Raw genomic sequence first — 19,975 nt, forward strand, 5'->3', positions numbered from 1 at the left:
GTTATGGCTAACATCACCTCCTTCCACTAGGTGCGTTCGGTGTAGTCTGTTAAGCCGGGTTGTTGTTAGTTTGCGAGTGCTTCTTCAAGCTCTCGGTCGATCTGCGCCTTTTCTTCGTCGGTGAGCTCAGCGTCTTCATCGAACTCGTCCGTGTCAGCACCGGGCTGGTCATCACTGCCGCCCTTAGCTGCCTCTTCTTCCTCGAGTCGTTTCTTCTCCGCTTCCTCAGCCGCAACACGTTCCGCCTCAGCCTTCTCTTCTGCGGCCTTCTTGTCGGCCTCGGCCTTGTCTGCGGCTTCTTTCTCCGCAGCGGCTTTGGCGTCTGCCTCTGCCTTCTCGGTCGCTTGCTTCTCAGCCTCCGCGCGAGCGGCTTCGTCGGCTTCGAACTTGGCCACGATGGCGGCGTTCTGCTCGCTCACACTGTTGACTGATTCGGCGATCTTGCCGATGGTGTCGGTGAGTGCTGCGATTTGGGTCTTGAGTTCGTCCATGGATTCTCCTGATTCGTTATTGTCATGCTTCAGTTGCGCTTCCAGCTGATCGGCCTCCTTGCGCATGCTGTCCATCATCCAGCGGGCGTCCTTGGTGGTCAGCCCACCGTCTTTGAGCGCCAGGGCGATCGCGCGGGGGTTCGCCGGGATTGGAACGATGCTGACTTCGAGCAACTCGTTGTCACGCAGGATGGGGACGTCTTCTTCGACCTCCCAGCTGTGGTTGATGAACCCGGCGGATACGCAGCGGAGCGTGCGTCGCAGCAGCTGCTTGAAGATCATGCCGGCGCGAGGGTTGACGTCGTCGTCGTCGAACTGAGCGGTGATGTAGCTACGCCCGTTGTTGTTCAGATCAAGCTTGACGCCCTGGCCCAGAACGTTTTCCGGCTCACTCGGGTCGTGACCCCACAGGATGACCGGGTTGGCCATGTAGTTGTCGGTCTGCCAGCTCGCCTGATCGACGACTTCGCCCTGACGGTCTTCCTTATCGTCACTGAAGCAGAACGTGATCTGGCGTTTCTCTTCATCCACCGACTTGATGTCGAGGTTGAACAGTTTGAGTCGTTTGTTCTGCGTCTTGCTCATAGCTTTATACGCGGAATATAAAACAACACGGTTATAAATACAATGATAATTGTGCTGAGTAAGCCGACGAACGCTTAGTTCGATTGGAGCACGGGCAGAAGCGTGCAGCGGCAGTTCGGATGCAAACTTGGCCCAATGATGTCGTCGTAGCTCAAATCCAGCTTCGCAACCTTCGGCTCCCCATCTTTTCCAACGGTGTCGACGGTCTGCACGTCGCCCTTGTCAAAGAAGTTCTGGTGCAGGTCAACGATCTTGCCGTCCATCTCTTCGCAGAACGCGCATACGTGATCTTCCGCCGTGAACCACTCCTTACCTTCGACGACCTCGCTTTGTGCCCATGCTTGTTCATCGGCATATGACTGCGCCCTAGCGGTTTCCGTCCGTGCGATGCGATCAGCACGCACGGTGGACGCGTTGCCCATGATGTTCTCGATACTGGCGCTCACCTCGCTCGACGTCGCACCAGCCTGCATGCCCTGCGAGAGGGCAGCCCGCAGTTGCTTTTCGGTCTCATCGTCGACGTCCTTGGCGATCTTGACGGAGCGAGACTTGACGTACTGCTGGATCGCGTCAGCATAGGGGTTGAACTGGGAGGGGTCGCGGCCGAGCTCACCGGTGGCCGATCGGCCGGTGTCGTTCAGTACCAGGCGCAGTATCGGCTCGATCGCGGTGGCCATCTTGCCGTCAAAGCCACCCCAGTCAACCAGGTCGTTCAGCCAGTCCTTGCGGGTATAGCCCTTGGTCGGTCGTTGCAGCTGATCCAGCCGAGTCAGCAACTCACGCTTCTGGGCGTCGAACTGCTCACGTGTCGCCCGCATCAGGTGTTCCTCGTAGACCGACGCTCGCTCGGTGTACGCCTTGGCCTTCGTGTTGCCGCGCACGTCGCGCAACTCGCGCACATGCTCTTCCACCTTCGCCTTGGTCTCGTCGAGCTTCAGCGACTTACGCAACTCGGCCCAACTCGGCCCAGGGGGCTTGGCAACTATGGCCTTGGCGGGCTCGTCATCATCATCGGGGTCATCTTCGTCCTCAGGCAATTCGTCTCTTGGTGGCTTCTTCCCGGGTTTGTCCTCCGGTGGCTCGTCCTCCGACTCCGCCATAGGTGCAACTGGCGGTTTCTCGGCCAGCACATCCTCCAGCGACATAACGGCGTTGCCGGTCACGATGATGTGTTCACCCAGTCCATCCGGCAGCGGCTTGAGCCCATACATCGCACGCGCTTCGTCCTTGGTGATGAACTTGTCCGTCGCGCCTTCGACGTACGCGCGCTTGGCATCGGCGTCTTCCGGTACGGGGTTCACGAAATCGAGCTCAAGTGACGGATCATAGATACCGACGAGCGACGCGTTGACCTGGCGCACGAACTGGCGGACCCGCGGCACGATGTTCACCACGGCGTTGACGTAGAAGCCGGCTTCGAGGTTGGCGCGGTTGACGTTCTCGACCAGCCCGATCATGCCGGGTGACAAACGGAACATCGCCAGGATCTCGTCGCGACTGAAGCGGCGGCTGGCCAGGTAGTCCAGGTCACGCGGTGACAGCATGTTCTGCACCACCGAGCCTGCCTCGATCAAGAGCGGCTTGCCGCTGTTCATGACGCCCGTGTAGTCGTCGAAGAACTGCTTTTTCCAGCGCTCGTACACCGAGTCGTCGAGCTGCTCGTTGGTCTGGAACACCACGCTCGGTCGTGCCCCGTTCTTCATGAGCATCTCGTTGACCGTCTTCATCTGCTCTTCGAGGTTCACCGTCTGCGCCGCCGCCGCCACGATCGACTGCCCGAGCCATGGGTTCGACGGGTCGGGGTTCAGGTCGCGGATGATCGACTGGATCGGGTAGGCGTGCTCACCCAGGTGCACCGTGCTGTCGCTGTAATTGCTCCCCAGGCGGAAAGCGGTCATGTGCGCCGGGAAGATGTCGAGCGCTGCTGGCAGTTTGCCCTTGCTCGGAATGAACGGGTTGCCGTCCAAGCCGCGCATGTAGACGTAGCTCTCCCCCACGATATTCATGTAGGTGAAGTGCAGCTGCCGCAGCTGTTCGCCGGTGTGAAGCGCATTGGGACTGTTGAGCAGGTCCATGATCTCCATGGCCGGGTCACCGAACGCCACCTCGACTTTGGTGCCGTCCTTCTTCTTGCGAAACAGTTTGAGCTCAACGGCCGCGCACGGATCGGCGATGGCACCGTTGGCGGTGTAGACCCAGCCGGTCAACGCCGTGATCTGCTCGGCCTTGGTGTCGTAGCGCTTGAGTGGGCCACCCGATCCGGGGAACATCAGGCCACCGGTCGGGTTCAGCGCTGGCACGAGGCTCTTCCCGAGCTTGAAGAAAGTGTTTGCGAGACTAACTCGGAATGATTGCCGCGGTTGTGCCATATATGGCTTTAATATAGCACCTGGGTGATTATATACGTAGCTGTTTATACCTAATTATTCTAGCGGATCGTTATATCGGTCGTGCCAGTCTTGAAACTGCGACTCAAAGCGGTTGTCAAACGTCGGACGTGCAGCGCGCATCTCCTCCGCATGTCGGCGCGCATCCTCGCGTAGCGACTCAGGCATAGCTTCGATCTGAAGTTGCGACGCGCAATTCATCAAGTATTCGAAGAAGTCCCATCCCACGCGATGAAAATACTGGCTCATGGCGGTCGACCCAGGATAGTTCGTTTCAATGTACTCCTGCAGCGGCACCGGAAGCCGCTGGCCAACTGGCAAGATGTTACGCCACCTATGTAACAGCGGGAATATGTTTCCACTTTTCTCTGCGTAACCCTCAAGCATCGCCAGATTGCGCCAGCTCAGTACCCCCGGCACGAACACCCGGTAGTAGCTCGGGTTGACGTTGAACCTTTTAACCAGCTCGAAAGCTCTGACGAACATGGCCGAGTCAACGGTCATATCGGTTGGCAGGCCCGCGTCCGGGGCCACGACAAAGGGAACGAACCGTGTTCGGTTCGTGACGCGAGCACCCGTCCGGTTCCACCCGTGCTTGAGCAGCAGATCGACGGTGCTTAGCAACTGCCCAAACTTAGTTTTGGTGTATCGCTCTTCGATCTGCTTCTCGAAGTCGTGATAATTGGCGGTTCCTTCGGCGAACTCTTGTGGGAGATATCGCATGTTGGCATCTACCAGGACACAGGTGTTACCGCGAAAGAGAACGAAGTCACACACGCTTGGAGGTCGGCCTTTACTTTTACCCCATGCACGCTTCATCTGTTGCTCGGTGACTAGCACGGTCTCGCCGGTGTTGTCCGCTTCACAGATCCGTTGCAGTACCTCGCCAACCCTCTGCTCAAAGATGTCGCGCATCGCGCTCGCGTAATAGTCCGCCTTCTTCGGGTCCGTCTGTTTCAGCATGTCGTGGGACTCCATAAACAAGTGGTCGCCAAAGATGCGCTGAACCACAAACTGGAATCTGACGGGGACGAGCGTGTCGTCTTCCAAGCGCACGAAGGGGCACTGCTGGAGCTTGTATCTCGTCCACGGAGTGGTTGCCTCGTCTCCGTCCTGGTCGAGCAGGAGATCGCGTATCTCGGACAGTGACAGGCTGCAACGTTCAATCAGGAACTCGACAACCGCAGACGGAATACCCCGATCTAGCAGGAAGTCGGGATGTAACGTCTTAAATCCCTCGCGACGCCACAGATTGTAAAAGACATAGCCCAGTGCGAAATAGTCATCGAGAGATACGCCCGTGATCGCCTCCCACTGCGCTGCCGGGTCAACTTCTAAGCTGCCCCGCACTTTCTTGCTCGTTTGCTCGGACCAGCCCGCGAGCCAGGTCTCACATGCAATGGTGGCGGCAAACTCGATTGGGTCACCTGACACCATTGAGTGTTGGGCCATGTGCGACAGAGTGATGAAGCGCACCTGCTCATCTCGATCCACACCCGTTGGTGGTGTAGACGCCACTTCGTTCTCGTCCGCCACCGAGAGCAAGAGCTGCAGCAATTGCTCGTCAGTGATCGTTGGCGCATCCTCGGATCCGCCGAACGCGATCACCTCCTTGATGGCCCCGAGTAACGACACCGGATGGAGTAGCGCGTTACCGGCTGTAATGAGTGGCTCAGTCTCGGATCGCACCTCGGCGCTGACGGTCGCCGCGAAAGCACGCTCAACGTCTGCGTAGGTATGCGAGATCACAGAGAGGTCTAGCTTCGCCAGAAGGCGGGAGACCTTGACCAGGGAAGCAGCCGTATTGACTTTAGCAAGCAACTCACGACGCTGGCGTTGGTCGACCGCCTCGATTGACGGAACATCTCGGCTTTGGACAATTCGCGGTTCGTTGTTGTTCGAGCTGCCCATCAGGTCTTGCAAGTTCATGCGCTAGATCCTGCCGTCAGACACCGACATACTTCAGACGTTGTCCGTCCCACTACCCGTTCGTAGTCCAAACGAGCGACATCAATACCAGCGCCGCCAGCAGTCCGACGATGAGCAGCAGACCCGTTTGCAGCCGCTCTGAGGGTCTCCACGGCACAGACCAGCTCGTTGGTCGCGTCGCACTGCCGGACACCGCCTGGACGGCTCCAGTGGGGTCGTACGTGTACAGCGCGATGCCCATCGACTTGGCGTACTCCACCGCCTGCTTGCTGTAACCGCTGGCAGCGAAGAACATGAGTTGCTTGTCAGTGTCAGTACCGCGAGCACCCACAAGAAGCTGGAGATCGGGTCTGCCGGCGACTCCCCCGCGCCACTTCACCTGCGCCAGCGCCTTGCGCGACCGCACGTCGATACCGCCATCGGATCCGCCTGTCGTGGCAGTCGCGTCAATGAACCCCCACTCGCGCATCTTGGCGGCGGCGTTAAGCTCGGCTTGGTGGGCGGAAGTGATGTAGTTCATCCTGCGTGTAATAAAGCACGAAACAACAGGTTGTTGTACCTGAATTCGCGTCAGGAAGAGCCTTCCTCATCTGGCGCTTCGCCCGTCAAGTGAGGAGCTCGCATCATTACGCCGCGCAAAATTGTGTTAACATACGCGACTGTATCCTTCAAAAGACGAGCGTACTCGACAGACGATACTCGTATATCGAACTCCGGCCACCGTTGTGCGTACCCCATCATTGCTGAGATGTTCTTGGCTCCGACGTAGACTTTTACCTTATTCCTTGCATTTTCGCCATCGCCCACTTTTACAAAGTAGAAATCTAAACCTATGCTTTCAGCATAAGCTTGCGCTGTGTAGCAGTTCCACATTGCGGCGTCGCATCGAATGTCCTCGTTGATAGCTTTCACTCGCATTAGAAGATTTCCAGGATCGTAGATTACGAGGTCACCTGCGGGATTGAACGCGCGCGAGTGCTCGATGTTCTCCGAGCTCACTGTTTCCTCCACGAAGTCGTTCAACGCGGAAATGGCCTCGCTTAACAATTTGTACAAATGGAGAACAATTGGCCTCATATCCGTTCCGCCAATGCCGCCGCTTGCAAGAACTTGATTCATCGTGACAGCTTCTTGAAGTCTTGACCCCCGCGGAATGCCTAGCCTGTCAAACGCCAATATCAGAACGCTCTGTGTATTGATAATCTCGATGAGCAAAAATCTCAAATTGTAGGTAACATGGTAGTCGCGAACGTTGTCTTTAACACGCCGTAGCACTAGCGTGGGAACAACGATCCCTGGTCCGATGAGAGCGAGCGTAGAAAGGATGCCGACTACAAAGTCCTGAGCGTCGTATACGAGGCCGAGTCCAATCGAAACCGCCGACATGAAGACCGCGAGGGTCCCAGCTATCAGCACAACTAAATCAATGTCTCGATTATGAAACTCACGTTCGAACTCGAGGCGAGCTGGTGAAGCAAGCATGTTGCCGAGTATGGAGCGAGGGGATCGCATGAAGCGATTATTGTCCGTGCAGATCGCGGCGCAACTGTGGCGCACCCAGGCGATGTCGATCTGTACGTGTCGGTGTTGGCAACTCGGCTGGTCCAAGCATGGCCATCGCACCCCACCCAGCCCCCATCGCTGCAGCGCCAGCGTCATGAGCAGCGCGCGATGGACGTGGTCAGGCATGGCTTCGGTCTCTGTCATGGCGATCCGACGGCCCTGCGTGCCTTGCGGTTCCGACCATCGCCGGCAGTCATTCGTTCGCATGGATCAGTAACTTGAATTTACCTTCCAATTACTACACGACGCGTCGTGTAGTCCAAACGGGTGCTTTTTCGGGCGCGATTGGAGAGTTTCGAATTTCGCGTGTGAATATTTGTTCCTGAGCGTTACAGAAACTCGTGGAGGAATAATGTCCGGTGGCCCATTCTCACAGCCCGTCGAACAACGCATGGCCGCTGGCGCACGCGGTGAACTGCTCAAGACCGTGCCGATCGTGCAGCAGGGACGCAAGAACGACGTGCCATGGGTCATCGGCATCTATGCCGGCGGCGTCGTGCTCTCCATGATCCTGACCGGCGTGTTCTACGACTCGGCAGCCGCCCGCGTCGTCTCCACCCTGTTCGTCTGGGCCATGTGGATCGCCATCGCCTACCTCTTCGTCGCCATCGGCACCAAGCTCGCGCACAACATGGCCACCTGGGGCATTGCACTGGTCGCAGGAGTGTTGGCAGTGCTCAGCACGATCGGCAACGTCATCGCACTATCGACGCTGAACACCGCGAACAACCTCTTCGCCGGCACATCGGTACACCTGCCCGGAGCCGGCACCTACGGCACGCTCATGGTCGTCAACGCCGCAGTAGCGGCGATCGCGTTCACGCTCACCGTGAAGATGAGCCGCGCCATGAAGAACCTGTCGAGCGCGCCGGCTGCGCCCGGAGCACCTGCCGCCCTCGAACCCGCTCCGCAACAGCCGAACGTCGGATACCCGACGCAGCAGGCTCCGTCGGTTGGATACCCCACGAATGCCACGCCCGCCGCGGGCTACCCGGCGCAGTCACCTCAGCCGACGACCGGTTACCCCTCGGTCGGTTACCCGCAGCAAGCACCGGCCACCGGCTTCGCGAGCAACGCCCAATCGCAATACCCGAGTCCCCCGCGCCACGAGCCCAAGACGTACGACGACCAGGCTCCGCACCCGGACATGTGGCAGTAGGGCAACGGCAGCGAATGACGGGCACCGCACGCTTCAATCCTCCGCCGAACTGGCCCAAACCCGTCGACGGTTGGACTCCGCCACCGAACTGGGTACCTGACCCGTCATGGCCGGATCCACCCAAGGGATGGCGGTTATGGGTCGATGAGACGCCGGCCGAAGGCACGAAGTCAGAGCCGAATCAGTCACCCGAGCCAGCAGCTACCGCGGTAACGCCTACGGCACCCGGCAAGACCAACGACCTCGCAGTTGCAGCGCTCATATGCGGTCTGGTCATCTCGCCGGTCGGCATCATCCTCGGACACATCTCGCTGTCTCAGATCAAGAAGCGCAATGAGAGCGGCCGCGGACTCGCATTGGCCGGCTTGATCATCGGATACGCGTTCACCGCGATTGCACTGATCGCCATCATCGCGTCCGTGATGGCGTTTAGCAGTGCGGTAAGCAGCATTAACGATGCAGTTGCGACGACTACGAGCGCGCCCGACTCTGTGAGCGACGACTCGCCTAGTGAGTCGACTAGCGGTAGTGCTCCGACCAGCAGCAGTTCATCATTCGCGAGCCGCGAACAAGCGGTGGAGTACGCCGTGCCTATGTTCAATAGCGGAGAAAGCTCGAGTGCCGAGCAACTGTTCGGCGCGGACTACCTGGTCCGCGAACCGTCCGACAGCGACAATGCAGACGACCTGGCCAAACACGTGCTGGAACAGTGGCAAATCAATCTCCAAACAATCATGTCCTATGGAGAAACAAATTATGCCGAGGGGGTAAAACTTCTAGATGCCGCAGTTGACAAGCGCACTGCAGACTCCCCGCCCTACGCCAACGATGTGAGAAACCCCAGCCACTTAGCCTTCTCGGACTTCATCGCGCAACAGATCAGCCAGTCTCAACGGGAAAACGAAGGCAAGTACGAGGTCGTCGACCACTCGGTAATATTTCAGCACACGCAATTCCAGTCGGTAGAACCGAGCGGCGAGAAAACAATCATCTTAACTGCGCGCAACCCAATCACTGCAGACATTGTTCAGTACACGTTCCAAAAGCAGCGAGGGACAAATCCCCAGAACAACATGTATGTTCTGGTACAGGTGGTTGATCCTAATCAACAACGTGACTACATGGCCCCGTCCCAGCCGTACTACATCGAGAAGTTGGCCGACCTGAAGATTGATTAGCCGTAAGCGGGTGTCGGCACTCAATCTCTATCTACCAAACAGCCGTCGCTCCACAACGTCCGGCGACGTACCCAGCTCCGCGGCCCAGTCGTTCGCCAGATCCAGGTAGCGCCCGTACATGTCGGCCGGGCCGCGTTCGACCCACTCCCCGACCTTGAGGTAGTTGAGCGTGTCAACCACGTTGCTGTCGTAGATCAGCGGCTCCCCGAGCTGGGGCTTTGATCCGTAACCGCCGAAGTAGAGGAACTTGGTGAAGTACCCCGAGTTGAGGCCACTGATCTTCAAGCGGCCCTGCAGCGCTCGGTAAGCACTTACCGGACCTTCGCCTCGCAGAACCTGGAGTGCCTTCGCCAGCTTCGCCTCAGCTTCCGGGTCATGGAATGGCTTTAGTGCCCGTGCGACATTCTGACCGCCGGTTCCGGCTCCCCATGCACACGCGGCGACGTGCAACTGGGCGGCAGCGAGCGGATCATCCGACACGTGGCGCTGCTCGGCGATTCTGAATACGTCACGCCGGGCGATAACCCGGTACTTCCCCTGTTGCGGCAGATCATCAAATTCCACGGGGAGCAGATCGGTACTGGGCAGCCTGGCGGCGATAAGCGCCGGGTCGAACTTGATGGCCTGGTCGAGCACCCAGTCACGTCCGGGTACTACGCCATCTGGGAATAGATTTGGTGGGACTGTCATGGGGTCGAGGTTAACAACAATTACAAATGCGCCACTATGGACGTCTTTGGTGGCCAACCATGTAGTCCGAACAGCTGCTTCCGCATCCCGGTCTCTCCCGGGCACGCTTCATCCATCACCTTTGTGGATGACCGCTGCCCTTATTCAGGGCGCACCCGGAATGGAGCAACCCATTGCAAGAGAGCCTCAATGAGTCGGGTGGACCGGTAGCCAACCCGGCTCAGTCATCGCAGCCCAAGAGCAGTCGCAACCGCCTAGCCATCGTCATCGTCGCTGTGGTCGTAGTCCTGGGCGCGGCGTATGGGGCCTGGTCTATGAGCAAGCAGTTCGATGACGCCGACAAGGCCGAGGATGCGGGTAACGCGGCGTTGGGCCTGTCTTCGACGGGCATCGCCCAGTCATCGTCGCCAACTATCACATTGAGTGCAGGAGCGGTCAATGCACAACGTCGGTTTGACGCCGCAAAAGGAAGCCTGCCAGCGCAAATTGACGCGAAGCTCGTACAACTGGGATGGGGAGATTACAATATCAAAACTGCGCCAATAACTAACTCCTCAGTCAATATGACACCGCAGCAGATCATTGATCGAAACTTTGCTCAGGGCGTATGGCTACAAACGAACTCAGACAAGGGACAGGCGCTAAGCGACATCGGCTTGGCGATTCAGCCCGAAACTGAGCTGTATAGCGCGATGAGCGCTGACATCAGCAAAGGGAAAGTGCAATCCGATCCAGAAGTAGTTGTGTCGTCCAAGCGGTTCGACAATGGTCACTATGAGAACAACGGCCTGACAATAGACTCAGATGACCGCCCGACGGTACTAATTGCTACCACTGGGATTTTCCACGGTGGCAACACAATTCAAGTCTACCAATATGACGAGACTCGCGACAGAAAATCTGGTGAGTGGCGTCAGACTCAGACAATCGAGAAAGATCGGCCGGGATGGTTCGATCCAGCGAATCTTGATAAGGCAACTATACAAGAGTAAGACTGTGCGTCGGCATTGGACACCCGTAGCGGGTATCACGGGAAATTGCTTGGAGTAGCTTAATTACCCCCCACAACCAACCACCCGCTCCCCGTACTCACCACCACCACGAACTTCCACTGCGCATTCAGCACATACGTCGAAGCCCCGTCGATCGTCTGCGAGGAACTCGTGGCTACGGTCAGGTTGTTCGAGCCGGCGCTTATGCGCTTGAGGGTGTACTGGCGGCCGGTGCAGGTCGAGGCGTCCGGGAGCGTCAGGTTGAAGGCTGCCGAGGTGGTGTCACCCGAGACGACTGAGTCGGTCGCGGTGAGGGTGTAGGCAGCGGTCTTGGCGGTGAAGGCGGTGGCGAAAGAACCGCCGGATTGCAGAGTCGAGGTGGCCGCGACATTCCCTCCCGCATACAGACCAACCGAGTTCACCCTCACCTTGGTGCTGCCAGCAACGTTGATCGTCGTGCCGTTGGCGGTGTCAAACACGACGGAGTCGATCTTTGTCGTGCCACCACCCCACTGGAACTTGAGGCCGGAGTTGTAGCCGAAGTAGACCGTCGAGAAGTTTGAGGTCGTCAGGTCAGGCATTAGGTGAATGTCGGGTGTTGTTCCGGTATTGATTCGGAACAGGGACACAAAACTGCCCGCCGCGTTTGACGACTGAATGACCTGGTTGTTCGCCAGGGTGATCGCGGCGTTGGCCTTCAGCTCACTCGTAAACGTCTTGCTGCCCGCTACTGTCTGGGCGGTCGTCAGGTCGACGAAGTTCTGGGTGCTCGACCCGGTACCGCCGTTGGCGATCGGAACCAGGCCCGACACTGGCGCGCGCAGCGTGTACCACGTGCCGCTCGTCGCGGTGCTGACCAACGTGACCGAGTCGTACTGGGTAGCGAGCACATAGTTCGTCGCCCCGTCGATGGTGCCGGCAATGGTCACGGCGTTGGCCGATGAGTCGATCTTCTTGATCGTGAATCGGTACCCAGGAGTAGTTGTCCCTGGCAGCGTCACGGTGAATGCGCCCGATGACGCGTTGCAGTAGTTCGTCTCGCCGCCGTAGGTCAGCCCAAGCGTCGTCGCGCCCGTAATCGTGTTGATCCCGGACTGGTAGTTGCCACCGTTCAGCAGCCCAGTGAACGACGCCGTGCCGCCCGTCGAGATGGTGTATGACCCACTGGCGCGAAGGCCGAGGGCGGCCAGGGCAACACCCAGATCAGTACTGGCCGATGGTTGAGCTGTAGGAGTGGCACCGAAGAAGCCCAGCTTCTGGGTCGTCGCCGTTGCTATTTGAGTACCTGTCGTCGTTCCGAGTGTGACGGTTGCCCCGTCGGACAACGTTGTGCTACCGAGTGTCTTGTTGGTCAACGTGGCAACAGCGCTGTTCTTCGTCGCGTCGCTGGTGTTGTCGACGTTCGCGAGCCCCACGGCCGTCTTATCCATCGTCTGCCAGGTCTTGTCACCCCGGTAGTACTGGCTGGTCGTGCCAGCCGTTACGGTCGGCTCTTTGCCCGCGAGTCCAGGGACGGTTGGGTTCGGGTAACTACCAGATAGGTCGCCGCCAGCAGTGCCCGAAGGTGGGGCGGTCTCTGCGTACGACAGGGCGCGACCCGTCTCGCGCCAGTACGTGCCGTCCCACATGTAGTCGACGAAGTCGATAGCGCCGGCTGTCGTAGAGAGCACTAACGAGTTCTTGGCGTGCTTCACGTTCGATGAGAAGGTCGGCACCCGGCTGCCAGTCGCGTCCTGCGTGTATTGCAGCGTCAGCGTCTCACCCGGTATGAGGCAACTGGCGAACGTGATGGTCGCGTTGCCTGTGAGGGTGATGGACTGCGTGCGGCCGGCATTGCGGTTGACGGTCGTCGACGTCGACACGCTGCCGATGGCGTTCAGCAGTTCAGGGTTGAGGCCATGGTTGTTCTTGACGATCGTGGAGCTCGATACGCTGCTGATTGGTGTCGGTACCGACGACGTCAGGAATTGGTTGAGCGACACCACATTACTGTTGCCGGTTTGCTCCTGGATCCCGTAGGTGACGTGATCCATCATGTTGTTACCGACGACGTTGAAGTGATCCGTGTTGTCGAGCAGGATTCCGACACCGGAGTAGCGGGTGACGTTACCCATGATCGACCCGAGCGAGCAGTACTTGGCGGTGATTGCAGCCGAAGGAGTGCTCTGGGCGTTGACGATGTTGTCGTTGATGGCGATTCGGTAGGTTCGTATCGAACCGGACGGCCCGTTGACATATATGCGCGAGTTCTCAGTGACGTTGCCCGCGATGAGGTCGGAGCCCTCGCTGGCAGTCGATGATGAGTTCCCGTTGATCGTGATCGTGCCCCACGTCTTGTTCTTGGCGTTCTTGACCGTGTTGTTGACGATCTTCGAAAGGGCATTCGGCCATTGCTCGAACCCGAAGAAGATGTCGCCCTCGGTGTTGTTGTCCGAGTACGTCACCCGGTAGATACCGACGATGTCGATAGCCGCGCTGTACTGATGGCCGCTGGCGGCGTCCTGGGTGATGGTGTTGCCGTAGATGTGCATGTCTTTGAGCACGGATGACGCCCCTGAGTCGTTCGTGCCTCCGCCGATGAGGTCATTGCCGCCCAGCCCGTCGATCAGGTTGTTGAAATACCAGAAGCCCGACGACGTCGTGTTGTACGTGTGAGTGAAGATGCCGAAGCCACCAATGTTGGTGAGGTAGCAGTCGCGGACGGTGACGCTGTTGCAGCGGTAGATGTCGAACAGGAAGTCGTTGTAGTTGTGGCTCGATGAGTCGGTACGGAAGTTCGAGAACTGCACGTTGCTCTTGCTGTCCATGGCAAAGCCCTTGCCCGAACCGAAGATGAGCAAGCTGTTGTACCCGGCACCCTCGATGAGCGTGTTCGACGCTGGCGTCAGGTTGCTACCGAAGATGTATCTGCGCGCGGGAATGTGAACCTTGCTCGACGCCGTCGACGCCAAGGCCGCATTGAACGCGGTCGAATCGTCGGTTCCGTAGTGGAACGTGGCACCACTCACCGAGGCTGTTGCCGCCGTCGAGAGCGTGACGGTCGTGGCGTTGGTTACTGTGCTGATCGTCGCCGTCAGTCCGTAGTTCCACGGCGTGGACGGATCGGCTACTCCAGCGTTCAGCACGATGATGACCTTGCCGATGTCGGCACCGGTGAAGCCGGCGCTACTGGAGGTGAATGTGCTCGACCCCGCAGTGATGGCTCCGTCGGTGTACTTCTTGGCGTTACCTACTGCCCCGAAATCGATGACGTTGTTGACCTTCGCCACGTTCCTGACTGACGGCACAGTGATTGTCCCGCCCAGATCTCCCCCGAGCTGCACCTTCGTGTCGAGCGCCCCCTGTGTTGCCGTGCTGATGGGCTTGGAGAGGTCGGAGGTGTTGTCGACACTGGCTAGCCCGACGTCGCTCTTGCCGAGCGTCACCGTGCCCGTCTTGCCCGCCACGCTTTGAACCGGTGCGGCGGCACTGGCGCGGGCGCTGGTGAAGTAGAGGTTGGTCGTGCCCTCGGCCAGGGCGTCGGTCGAACCGGGACTCGCGACCAGTCGGATGTAGGCCGTACCTGACCAGCGGTACTCGAAGTTCGTGTCGAGCGCGATGTAGATCTTGCCGGTCTCCCCCGTTGCTGGCATGGCCGCGAGATTGGCGTACTCCAGCACGTCGTCGACGTAACTCGGGAGTTGGCCCGCGGGGACTTTGCCGGTGGCGTCCAACGCTGCGTAGCCACCGGCAGCGCCCTTGTTCGCCGGGTTCTCGGGTGCGAAGCCCAGCGCGGCTTGCTTGCCGTCCAACGCCGTCTGAAGCCCCGTGACGGTCGATATGGCTTGAGAGCCTGTGTGAGTCGACCTGTCCCGCAATGCCGCGTCAGACGCGTTCTGCGTAGCTCCAGGCGCTATGCCGGCGAGCTTGGACTGCTCGGCCGTCGTGTAGTCGTTGGTAGAGAGGCCTTTGCCGGCAACGACGTCGACTTTGGTTGCGAGGGCGGTCTGTGTGGCGGTGCTGACGGGCTTGCTCGCGTCGCTGGTGTTATCGACACTGCCAAGGCCGACCTGCGACTTGGTGACCGCATGCGGATTGTCCGTGCGGGAGGTATGCGCCGCGAGTGCTGCTGCCGCGGCCGTCGCCACTGAAGTGTCTTGGGTATCGACGTACGTCTTGCTCGCCTTGGCCGCGAGTCCGGGAACGGTTGGGGCGTCAGCCGTGCCGCCGAGATCGCCGGCGAGCTTGATCTTGCCTTTCACCGTGGTGCTGGCATCAGGAACGAGTGCCGAGCCGGCGCTGACCGTGACGACGGTGACGTTGCCTTCCTCGGTGACGACGACCTTGTCCGACGACTGGGTGACGGTGACGTGCTCACTCATGCGGTGGTCTCCGCAGAGATCACCACCACTCCCTCGATCAGGCGCTTCTTGTCGCCGGGGCGGTCGACACGCAGGCTGTAGTGTGCCGAGCTGAACGTGTAGTTGAGGGTGACAGTGTCCGGGATCTCCAGGTAGACCGAGCCGTCCAGCGGAACCGCAGTCAGGTACTGAGTTACGTCGCTCAACAGTGCCGAGGTGAGGGACTTAGAACGCCGCAACTGCATCCGGCAGGTCGCACCGGTCAGATCGACGGGCTGGTTTCCGTCATCGGTCCAGCGAAACTTGAACCGCGCCGTGGTGCCCTGTTCGATCGTGAGGTTGTAAATGCCAGCTGTCATATCTAGCTTGAATATATCATCGACTACCGATAATCGAAACGCTACTTTTGTTGTTCTTTGACCCACTTGCGAACCGATTTGCGACGGTCGCGATGCTTCTTATATTTGCGTGGGTGTAACCGCAAGGCCATATTAGTGGGATGTTCATAAGTAATTAACTTATCCTTAGAAAGATGCGACCTGGTGTGACCCATTGCCTCCGAATATTCTAATCGCCATGCCCTAGCATTTGAGTCACGGAAGCCCACGTAATACCGCGCCGCGCCGCTCATTTCAACGGTGTACAGAAATTCCGCTTTCTCACCCGGTCCGATACTATTATCACGGCCTTCCATATCCATTCGACCCAAAAACGGCAGATGCTTTAGACTCTCCGCAATCTCATCGTATTGATCGGGGCCGAGTCGCTTAATTTTCCTGTTTTCAAGGTCAAATCTAATAATTTCGCCAAATACAACGACTTCTTCAAGCGTCTTCGCCTGAGATTCGGCGTAAAGATCGTAAATTGCCTTGTCCGAGTAGTTCCAGACCGCCACGGCGAAGCCCGTGTCCCGCTTCTCAAGTCGAATGCGGATGTGCCGTGCCTGCGACTTCGCTTCAATCCGCTTGTCGTAGATGTAGTACCCCGCCGCCGCCGCTACCGACCCCGTGGTTCCGACGGCGCTGATCCATGCTGCGACGGTGCCCCAGATCTCTACAGGAAAAATCGTCATTGCACGGGTTTGTCTGGGTAATACCTCGCCGCTATGTGTCGGGCATCAGCGGCAGACACTGTCGAAGTCGCCGACTTGACGAACATTCCCTCAATTGCAAATTGGTCCAGAAGCACCTTGGATGTAACCCCGAAAGATTTTGCGAGTTCGTGGATCCGTGATCGCCCCTGATGTTCGGGCTCTGTTGAGGTTTCGCGCAATTGAATGCCCGGTTGCGCCGGCGGCGTTTGCGTATGTTCCTCTGCCGCTTCATTCTTTGACGTCTTCGTGTCTAAGAATTCCTGAATTAGCGCCAGCCTATGCGCCTTCACCTTGAGCGCGAAACCATCCTGGTTCATAGCAAGTAGAAGGCGCTCGCTCGTGTCTAGTGCTCGATATATCTCTTCAAGCGGCAGCTCATTATTGTGGTGGAGATCGTTTCGATAAGCTCGCAGTTCGAATGCCAATCCCTGAGCCTTAGACGGTAATGCCTTACGCAGTGCGTTACGCGCCGACGCAGGTAATCGATCGTGCGTGAGAAGCCGCAATCCGTCCTGCACGTCGCGTCGGTTGTACTGGCGACTGTTATTGCTGGGTCTCGTTGCAAGTCGACGCTCTGCGGCCTTGCGATCCAAGTCCGCGAGCAGGTCTATCCAGTCATACCCAACGACGGTGGTCAAGAAGCTATCTATCCCAGGGGCCAGCATCGTGCGTTCGACGGCGAACAACACCGCTTCCCACTCTGCCAACACAGCCTCCCACGGTGACCAGAGCCTCCAGGTTACCGCGGCCCGTCCTTTCCACCACCAGGTGCGATCAGTTTGAGCGGCAGCTAGTTCGTTGGCTAACGATCCCTGCGGCTGTCCCCCGATCGATCGGCACCCACCCATGCGCGGCCCGCCATACGGTTGACTTAACCCGCGCATCCGCAGGGTCCAAACGATCGGGGATCATCATGGCCAAGTCCAAGTCGCTCACCTGCAGCCAGTGCGGCACGAGCCACACTGGCACGTGGAGCGCGACCCTATGCCCCGACTGCGCCAAGAAGAGCGGCCAGACCAAGCCCGACAACTGAGGCACCGAAGGATTATCACAACTGCGTCATATCCGGCCTCGTTCGAAGGTGATGTAGAGGGCGCAGGGCGTGGCAGCCATGCTTCCCGGAGTAACAGCCATCACCCGCCAGCCTTGAGTAGCCATATCGTTCATAAGCTTCTCAGCGTTCGGTGGTCGCTCTACACTCTCCGAAATCCGTTCGCGCCCATTATCATCAACCAATCGAACTGCGTACTCAGCCATTGCAACAGCTTATTGGCTCGCTACGCCGTCCTCACCCTGAACCCTGACTTGTGGCGTCCCAGGATCGTCATCACCGCATACCGCTCCATGTCGCAGGCGTCGTCGTCTTCCTTGACCGGCTCGTCGAGTGGCTGATCGTTTTTGTCGAGCTTCCAGCTGTAGTTCTCCTTCTCCCACGCCAAATCCTCGCAACTGGGATCCATGGTCAAACGGCCCTGGTGCAGCTGCGAGATGCACTTGTTCAGACCTTCCAGCACTGACCCCGAGCCCTTCACCACGGGCTGGATCTTGAGCCCGAGGGCGGTGTTGAGCGTGTCGATCGCCAGCGGGTCTTCGGAGTCGCCGACCTGTACGTCGAGCCGTGTATCCCCGATCAGGTCGCGGATCTTTTCGTTGCGCCGCTCGTTGCTCAACTTGCGCTCGTACAACATCCGATCGAGATGAATGCTGTTGTCTGCACCGATGGCGAAGATGCCGGCGGACAGCGGGTGGTTGTAGCCGAAGTCGATGGACAACCCCCACCGGACAGGGACAAATGGACACGCCACCATGTGCTTGTCGCGGTCGAACTCCTCGTAGATCAGCCCTTCCATCTTGTGGTACTCGGCCAGCACCTCCTGCGCGAACTGCGATGGCGACATCTCGCCGCGCATCTCTTCGATCTCGTCCGGGTCAATGAACGGGTTGTCGAAGCTGGTGAAGTGGAACACCGCGTAGTTGGTGTTCGTCTTCGACAGCTTCTCCAGCCGATAGAGCGACTTGTACCCCTTGGGCGTGCCCATGAACAGCGCGCGGCCGCGGTAGTCCGCTAGTGTCGCGCGGAGGATCTCACGCCACTGCTTCTCGAAGGCACGCATCGAGTCGAGCTCGTCGAGCACCACCAGGCTGTACTTCTTGCCACGGGCGGTCTCGATGTTCTCCCAGCCAAACAGGCGGATGTGATTCGTCGTGCCATCTGGCCGGCGCAAGGTCACTTCGAGTCGTTGCTCATTGTGCGCCACGTAGTTCGCGGTGCCGAGGCACTCCTTCAGCAAGTCGGCCCACATGATGTCGCGCGCCTGGTCCCTAGTTGTTGCGAAATAAGCAACGGGCCCGGGTTCGAACAGACACGCACCCTTCATCTCCTCGGCTGCGTAGGTGGTCTTGCCGAACCGTCGTCCACACCGCAGCACTTTGAAACGGGCGCTACTGCTCGCTATCTGTCGTTGTGCCGTGTGGAGCTGCGCCACCCTGCTGCATCCTCGCTAGAACGGCGGCATCGAGCGCAATGGGCATCAGAGATTGACCGCCGCTCGTAATGTCGACGCTCTTGCCATACGCCCAGTCGTGCACGAGCTTCGAGGCCGGAACGTCACCAGCCACGCCCTTGGCGTACATGACGTAGGTCAACGCTTCACCACCCCGCTTGCCGAACCTCTTCTCGAGTTCCTTGGCGTTCTTGACAGGAACCTTGTTCCAGTCGATACCGCCGTCTTCAAGCAGCTCACGGACGATGGTCTTGAAGTTGCGCGTTCCCGGCTTCTTGCCGGCAGGGTTGCCGCTCTGACCAGGCTTGAACTGTGTCGCCTTGCCAACCATCGGATCAGTCTTGACATTCGGCTTTTTAGCCTGCTGAGCGCCTGAATCAGATGAGACCGCAGTTGACTGAGTCGTCCCGTTGCCCGAGGTGTTGTTACCCATTGACCACCACTTTCCCGCCCGCGGGCTCCGCTACCTCACGGATGTCGTCGAGCGCCGCGTCGAGGTTCTCGATGCTGTCGAACTTCACCGTGATGGTCGGCTGGGGTGCCGGCGTGCTGTCCGTGTCGCTGGCGGCCTCGTTGCTCGTGCCGAACGCCAGGGCGTCGAAGTTGGTGTCCTTGTACTCGAACTCGGGTAGGTCCGCGGTGAACTCGTCGAAGCCTTCTTGGGTGATCGTGCCGTACTGGCTGGTTGCGAGCAGGATCTTCTTCTTTGCTTCCTGCTTGTTCCGCGCCGGTATGTAGACCACCGGGATCTCATAGCTGCCGTTGTCGTTCATGTCTTCTCGGTTCATCACCCTGAGGCGCTGGTGCATGTCGAGCGCCCAGCACTGTCCCTGGGGGTCTTTCCATACGAGTCCAGGGAAGGTGAAACCGTTGTCGAGCAACGAGTTCTTGAGCTTGTCGTAGTTGACCTTGCGTAGATCCTTCAGGTTGCCCTGAAGCGGCTTGATCTTGCGGTAGTCAAGCGTTTCGGTGCCCTTTAGGTTGTGGATCGTGAACTGCGTCATCTGCACTTATTTATGCACAAACGCACCGATAAATCCAGACTAATGAGCTGTTATAGATTC

At 58.7% G+C, this 19,975-nt stretch carries 16 protein-coding genes; 3 read left to right on the forward strand and 13 right to left on the reverse strand.

Annotated elements, in window-relative coordinates:
- Positions 1–65 precede the first annotated feature (65 nt).
- From BW971_RS13490 to BW971_RS13510, 5 genes are all read right to left on the reverse strand, one after another.
- On the reverse strand, positions 66–1,076 hold the full coding sequence (locus BW971_RS13490; protein ID WP_076480432.1) for an HK97 family phage prohead protease: 1,011 nt from the start codon (positions 1,074–1,076) through the stop codon (positions 66–68).
- A gap of 74 nt (positions 1,077–1,150) precedes the next feature.
- Positions 1,151–3,376, reverse strand: coding sequence for a phage portal protein (locus tag BW971_RS13495; RefSeq protein WP_159441864.1), 2,226 nt, complete (start codon positions 3,374–3,376; stop codon positions 1,151–1,153).
- A gap of 123 nt (positions 3,377–3,499) precedes the next feature.
- Positions 3,500–5,392, reverse strand: coding sequence for a hypothetical protein (locus tag BW971_RS13500; RefSeq protein WP_076480436.1), 1,893 nt, complete (start codon positions 5,390–5,392; stop codon positions 3,500–3,502).
- 52 nt (positions 5,393–5,444) lie between these two features.
- Entirely contained in the window at positions 5,445–5,912 is a 468-nt protein-coding gene (locus BW971_RS13505) for a restriction endonuclease (protein ID WP_076480438.1), read from the reverse strand.
- 50 nt (positions 5,913–5,962) lie between these two features.
- On the reverse strand, positions 5,963–7,099 hold the full coding sequence (locus BW971_RS13510) for a hypothetical protein (RefSeq protein WP_076480440.1): 1,137 nt from the start codon (positions 7,097–7,099) through the stop codon (positions 5,963–5,965).
- Positions 7,100–7,346: 247 nt separating this feature from the next.
- Here BW971_RS13510 and BW971_RS21225 point away from each other — a divergent pair, with 247 nt between their 5' ends.
- Together BW971_RS21225 and BW971_RS21230 are read left to right on the forward strand one after the other, a co-directional pair.
- Positions 7,347–8,114, forward strand: coding sequence for a hypothetical protein (locus BW971_RS21225; RefSeq protein WP_076480442.1), 768 nt, complete (start codon positions 7,347–7,349; stop codon positions 8,112–8,114).
- A 14-nt stretch (positions 8,115–8,128) separates the two neighbouring features.
- Positions 8,129–9,292, forward strand: coding sequence for a DUF4190 domain-containing protein (locus tag BW971_RS21230; protein ID WP_076480444.1), 1,164 nt, complete (start codon positions 8,129–8,131; stop codon positions 9,290–9,292).
- Positions 9,293–9,319: 27 nt separating this feature from the next.
- On the opposite strand, the gene BW971_RS13525 is transcribed toward BW971_RS21230, so the two are convergent.
- Complete coding sequence (locus tag BW971_RS13525; protein ID WP_234974404.1) at positions 9,320–9,928, reverse strand: 8-oxoguanine DNA glycosylase OGG fold protein; 609 nt, start codon at positions 9,926–9,928, stop codon at positions 9,320–9,322.
- A gap of 368 nt (positions 9,929–10,296) precedes the next feature.
- On the opposite strand from BW971_RS13525, the gene BW971_RS21235 reads away from it, so the two are divergent.
- The gene (locus BW971_RS21235; RefSeq protein ID WP_143690366.1) at positions 10,297–10,974 is read left to right on the forward strand and encodes a hypothetical protein; all 678 of its coding nucleotides are present in this window, start codon (positions 10,297–10,299) and stop codon (positions 10,972–10,974) included.
- A gap of 59 nt (positions 10,975–11,033) precedes the next feature.
- Here the strand turns inward: BW971_RS21235 and BW971_RS13535 are convergent, their stop codons facing one another.
- The 7 genes from BW971_RS13535 to BW971_RS13570 form a co-directional block, all read right to left on the reverse strand.
- Positions 11,034–15,335, reverse strand: coding sequence for a beta strand repeat-containing protein (locus tag BW971_RS13535; RefSeq protein WP_076480449.1), 4,302 nt, complete (start codon positions 15,333–15,335; stop codon positions 11,034–11,036).
- Positions 15,332–15,673: a hypothetical protein gene (locus tag BW971_RS13540; RefSeq protein WP_076480450.1), complete on the reverse strand. Its 342-nt coding sequence runs from the start codon at positions 15,671–15,673 to the stop codon at positions 15,332–15,334. The genes BW971_RS13535 and BW971_RS13540 overlap by 4 nt, the downstream gene beginning before the upstream one ends.
- A 41-nt stretch (positions 15,674–15,714) precedes the next feature.
- Positions 15,715–16,386 (reverse strand): hypothetical protein, encoded by a 672-nt coding sequence (locus tag BW971_RS13545; RefSeq protein WP_076480452.1) that lies wholly within the window; start codon positions 16,384–16,386, stop codon positions 15,715–15,717.
- Complete coding sequence (locus BW971_RS13550) at positions 16,383–17,114, reverse strand: translation initiation factor IF-2 N-terminal domain-containing protein (protein ID WP_159441865.1); 732 nt, start codon at positions 17,112–17,114, stop codon at positions 16,383–16,385. Before BW971_RS13550 ends, BW971_RS13545 begins: the two co-directional genes overlap by 4 nt.
- A 570-nt stretch (positions 17,115–17,684) precedes the next feature.
- Positions 17,685–18,893 (reverse strand): terminase large subunit, encoded by a 1,209-nt coding sequence (locus BW971_RS13560; RefSeq protein WP_143690367.1) that lies wholly within the window; start codon positions 18,891–18,893, stop codon positions 17,685–17,687.
- Positions 18,850–19,344, reverse strand: a complete 495-nt coding sequence (locus tag BW971_RS13565; protein WP_143690368.1) for a DUF5681 domain-containing protein — start codon at positions 19,342–19,344, stop codon at positions 18,850–18,852. The genes BW971_RS13560 and BW971_RS13565 overlap by 44 nt, the downstream gene beginning before the upstream one ends.
- Positions 19,337–19,915 carry a ParB N-terminal domain-containing protein gene (locus BW971_RS13570; RefSeq protein ID WP_143690369.1) on the reverse strand — a complete coding sequence of 193 codons (579 nt, stop codon included), beginning with the start codon at positions 19,913–19,915 and terminating at the stop codon, positions 19,337–19,339. The genes BW971_RS13565 and BW971_RS13570 overlap by 8 nt, the downstream gene beginning before the upstream one ends.
- Between the last annotated feature and the right edge of the window lie 60 nt (positions 19,916–19,975).

Source organism: Williamsia sterculiae, assembly GCF_900156495.1.
GTDB lineage: Bacteria > Actinomycetota > Actinomycetes > Mycobacteriales > Mycobacteriaceae > Williamsia_B > Williamsia_B sterculiae.

Coding starts and splice junctions, on each gene's coding strand:
- BW971_RS13490 (WP_076480432.1), bottom strand. CDS start 1,076: ATGAGCAAGACGCAGAACAAACGACTCAAACTGTTCAACCTCGACATC.
- BW971_RS13500 (WP_076480436.1), bottom strand. CDS start 5,392: ATGAACTTGCAAGACCTGATGGGCAGCTCGAACAACAACGAACCGCGA.
- BW971_RS13505 (WP_076480438.1), bottom strand. CDS start 5,912: ATGAACTACATCACTTCCGCCCACCAAGCCGAGCTTAACGCCGCCGCC.
- BW971_RS13510 (WP_076480440.1), bottom strand. CDS start 7,099: ATGACAGAGACCGAAGCCATGCCTGACCACGTCCATCGCGCGCTGCTC.
- BW971_RS21225 (WP_076480442.1), top strand. CDS start 7,347: ATGGCCGCTGGCGCACGCGGTGAACTGCTCAAGACCGTGCCGATCGTG.
- BW971_RS21230 (WP_076480444.1), top strand. CDS start 8,129: ATGACGGGCACCGCACGCTTCAATCCTCCGCCGAACTGGCCCAAACCC.
- BW971_RS21235 (WP_143690366.1), top strand. CDS start 10,297: ATGAGCAAGCAGTTCGATGACGCCGACAAGGCCGAGGATGCGGGTAAC.
- BW971_RS13535 (WP_076480449.1), bottom strand. CDS start 15,335: ATGAGTGAGCACGTCACCGTCACCCAGTCGTCGGACAAGGTCGTCGTC.
- BW971_RS13540 (WP_076480450.1), bottom strand. CDS start 15,673: ATGACAGCTGGCATTTACAACCTCACGATCGAACAGGGCACCACGGCG.
- BW971_RS13545 (WP_076480452.1), bottom strand. CDS start 16,386: ATGACGATTTTTCCTGTAGAGATCTGGGGCACCGTCGCAGCATGGATC.
- BW971_RS13565 (WP_143690368.1), bottom strand. CDS start 19,344: ATGGGTAACAACACCTCGGGCAACGGGACGACTCAGTCAACTGCGGTC.
- BW971_RS13570 (WP_143690369.1), bottom strand. CDS start 19,915: ATGACGCAGTTCACGATCCACAACCTAAAGGGCACCGAAACGCTTGAC.